Here is a 3,629-nt window from a genome sequence, read left to right on the forward strand (position 1 = left end):
TCCAAAAATGCTATCGCGGTATCGCATGCTCGGCCTTCTGTGTCTCGACAACCAGAAAAGGCCGATTTGCCTCGGTCTTGCCGAGCATGCACCGCGACATAGTGAATCATTCCCCGGACAGCCCTGCCGCAGGCGGGGCGAGGTGACTTCCTACTTGAACGGAATCGCGTACATCAACCCGCCCTTGCTCCAGGTGGCGTTGAGGCCGCGCTCGAGCTTCAGCGGGCTGGCCTTGCCGACATTGCGCTCGAAGATCTCGCCGTAATTGCCGCCGGCCTTGATGGCGGCGAGCAGCCATTTGTTGTCGAGGCCGAGGCGCGAGCCGAGATCGCCCGACGCGCCGAGCAGGCGCTGGATCGCCGGGACCTGCGACTTCGCCATCTCGTCGGCATTGGCCTGGGTGACGCCGAGCTCTTCGGCCTCGATCAGGCCGTAATGCAGCCAGGTGATGATGTCGCTCCAGACCTCGTCGCCGTTGCGGGTGAACGGGCCGAGCGGCTCCTTGCTGATGGTCTGCGGCAGCACGACATAGTCATCGGCCTTCGGGGCTGCGGTCGCCACCGCGCCCGCGAGCGCGGAAGCATCCTGGGTCATGGCATCGCAGCGGCCGCCGAAGAAGGTCTGGTACATGGTGTCGACGCGGTCGAACACCAGCGGCTTCCAGTCGATGCCGTTGGCGCGGCCGTAGTCGCCGAGCGTCACTTCATGCGTGGTGCCCTGGGCGACGCACACGGTGGCGCCCTTGAGGTCCTTCAGCTCCTTCACGCCGAGGTCCTTCTTCACGACAAAGCCCTGACCGTCGTAGAAATTGACCGGTCCCTGCCGCAGCCCAAGCGTGGTGCCGCGCAGAAAGGTCTGCGTCGAGTTGCGGTAGAGCACGTCGATCTCGCCCGACTGCAGCGCGGTGAAGCGGTTCTGCGCGGTCAGCGCGACGTAGCGCACCTTGGCGGGATCGCCGAGCACGCCGGCGGCAAGCGCACGGCAATAGTCGACGTCGAGGCCCTTGAAGTTGCCTTGCGAGTCCGGCGCCGAGAAACCGGCAAAGCCGGTCGAGACGCCGCACACCAGCGTGCCGCGCTGCTTGACGGTGTCGAGCGTCGCCGCGCTCGCGCCCGCGATCCCCGCGGCGAGAACGGTTAGAGTGATGATACCCCTCAGCATGTCTTCCTCCTCCTCCTAACGTTTGAGCATGACCTTCCCGGAAAACCGGTGCCCGTTTTTCCGGATCATGCTCCGTGACCGATATCCTTCAGCGCGATGTCTACCGCAGCGCCTAGCCGTTCGACGATCATGTCGATGTCGCCGGAAGTCGCGATATAGGGCGGGGCGAGCAGCACGTGGTCGCCGCGCTGGCCGTCGGCGGTGCCGCCCGACGGATAGCAGCCGAGCCCGCCGGCGAAGGCCGCGGACTTGATCCGCTGATGCAGCTTCAGCTTGGGATCGAACGGCTGCCGCGTGGCACGGTCGGCGACCAGCTCGAGCCCCCAGAACAGGCCGCGGCCCCTGATGTCGCCGACATGGCGATGATTGCCGAACCGTTCGGTGAGCCGCTGCTCGAGCTGGCGGCCGCGCTCCTTGACCTGGTCGAGCAGCTTCTCCTCAGCGATCACCTTCTGCACCTCGAGCGCGGCGGCGCAGGCGAGCGGATGCGCCAGATAGGTGTGGCCGTGCTGGAATGCGCCGGAGCCGTTGCGCACCGTGTCGACGATCGTGCCGCTGGCAAGCATCGCGCCGATCGGCTGATAGCCGCCGCCGAGGCCCTTGGCGACCGCCTGGATGTCGGGCGAGATGCCTTCCTGCTCCCAGGCATGCAGCGTGCCGGTGCGGCCCATGCCGCACATCACCTCGTCGAGGATCAACAGCGCGCCGTGGCGGTTGCAGATCTCGCGCACCGCCTTGAAGTAACCCTCCGGCGCCGGTACGCAGCCGGCGGTGGCGCCGACCACGGGCTCGGCGATGAACGCCGCGACCGTATCGGGGCCGAGCCGCTGGAATTCGGCTTCGAGTTCGGCGGCAAGGCGCGCCACGAACGCCGCCTCCGATTCATCGTCGCGCTTCTCGTGATAGGCGAAGGCCGGCGTGACATGGCTGAACGAGGGCGACAGCAGCGGCGCGTAGGGCTCGCGGCGCCAGGCATTGCCGCCAGCCGACAGCGCGCCGAGCGTATTGCCGTGATAGCTCTGGCGGCGCGCGATGAAGCGCGCACGCTTCGGCTCGCCGCGCTCGATGAAATATTGCCGCGCCAGCTTGATCGAGGCCTCGATCGCCTCCGACCCGCCGCTGACGAAATAGACATAGCCGAGGCCGCCGGGCTCGTGGCCGACCAGCCGCTCGGCGAGCTCTTCCGCGGGCTCAGAGGAGAAGAAGCCGGTATGGGCATAGGCAATCTTCGAGGCCTGCTTGGCGATCGCGGCCAGGATGCGCGGATGCTGATGGCCGAGGCACGACACCGCGGCGCCGCCGGAGGAGTCCAGAATCCGGTGGCCATCCTCCGCGATCAGCCAGACGCCGTCGCCGCCGACCGCTTTCGGCGGGGTTTCGCGCAGGCTGCGATGCATCACGCGGCTTTTGCTGGCTGCCATGACACTCATCCTTTCTCGACAAAATATTGCGACATCTCGGCAAGCCGGCCCTCGGTCTCCTCCAGCTTGCGCTTTGCCCCGGCGCCGCCCAGCGTGAAAGCGACGGCCGCGAGCGACTGCGCCACCGCGATCGCGCCGGTGAGGCTCGGGAAGAAGCCGGGCGAGGAGGCGGCCTCGAACAGCAGCAGATGATCGGCGCCTTCGGCCATCGGAGCTGTGATGATGTCGGCGATCGCGATCAGCGCAGCACGCGCCTGATGCGCCGCGCGCGCCGTCTCGACGCTGACCAGGGTGTAGGGCGCAAAGCCGATCACGACCACGGCGTCGCCTGAACGGAAGGCGCCGTGGTCGAGATCGAACGGGCCGGAGCCGCCGACGAGGTGCACGGCGTCGGGGCGGAACAGGCGAAGCTGATAGGTCAGCAGTTCCGCGACGCTGCGGCAGCTGCGAAACCCCGATATCCAGATCCTGTCAGCCGAGTGCAGCGCACGCGCGGCTTCCGCGATCGCGCTCGCTGAAATCCGCGCAAGGCCCGCAGCCTCGGCCTCCAATTTGTCGTGCACCAGTTTGACATCGGCATTCGGCCCGGCGCGGCGGCCTCTGGCGCGGCCGGAGAACGGCGAGCCCTGTGCCGGCCGGCGCGCCTCGGTGAGCGCGGCGCGCAATTCGTCCCAGCCGGAATAGCCGAGCGCCTTGGCAAGACGGGTGAATGAGGCAGGATCGGCGCCGGCGACCGAGGCGAGCTCGCGCATCGAGCGGGTGGTGGCGTCGTAATCATTGGCGGCGACGAACCGGCCGACCTCCTGCAAGCGCATCGGCAGCGACGGCAGTGCGCTGCACAATTCGTTCAGGGGCGATGGTTTCGGCTGAGCCTGGGCCATGAAACATATGTTGCACAAATATTAAATTGGTGCAACATATGACGCGCGCAAGATTTGAGGTTGACGCGTCTTCTTCACGCGAACCGGGTATCCACTTCGCTCGAAAACGCTCTTGCGCATGGCAGAAGATCGCTTCTCACTGGGGTCCTTGTGCTGTGACGACATC

The 3,629-nt window shown here is 66.7% G+C and carries 3 protein-coding genes; all 3 read right to left on the reverse strand.

Annotation, left to right across the window (positions count from 1 at the left end; genetic code table 11):
• Positions 1-150: 150 nt before the first annotated feature.
• On the reverse strand, positions 151-1,161 hold the full coding sequence (locus I6F38_RS42990) for an amino acid ABC transporter substrate-binding protein (RefSeq protein ID WP_057018836.1): 1,011 nt from the start codon (positions 1,159-1,161) through the stop codon (positions 151-153).
• Positions 1,162-1,226: 65 nt separating this feature from the next.
• Complete coding sequence (locus I6F38_RS42995; RefSeq protein WP_225164657.1) at positions 1,227-2,582, reverse strand: aspartate aminotransferase family protein; 1,356 nt, start codon at positions 2,580-2,582, stop codon at positions 1,227-1,229.
• A gap of 5 nt (positions 2,583-2,587) precedes the next feature.
• Positions 2,588-3,463: an SIS domain-containing protein gene (locus I6F38_RS43000; RefSeq protein ID WP_225164658.1), complete on the reverse strand. Its 876-nt coding sequence runs from the start codon at positions 3,461-3,463 to the stop codon at positions 2,588-2,590.
• Positions 3,464-3,629 lie beyond the last annotated feature (166 nt).

The sequence above is a fragment of the Bradyrhizobium sp. BRP56 genome (genome assembly GCF_020194035.1).
Classification (GTDB): domain Bacteria; phylum Pseudomonadota; class Alphaproteobacteria; order Rhizobiales; family Xanthobacteraceae; genus Bradyrhizobium; species Bradyrhizobium australafricanum.

Coding starts and splice junctions, on each gene's coding strand:
- I6F38_RS43000 (WP_225164658.1), bottom strand. CDS start 3,463: ATGGCCCAGGCTCAGCCGAAACCATCGCCCCTGAACGAATTGTGCAGC.
- I6F38_RS42995 (WP_225164657.1), bottom strand. CDS start 2,582: ATGGCAGCCAGCAAAAGCCGCGTGATGCATCGCAGCCTGCGCGAAACC.
- I6F38_RS42990 (WP_057018836.1), bottom strand. CDS start 1,161: ATGCTGAGGGGTATCATCACTCTAACCGTTCTCGCCGCGGGGATCGCG.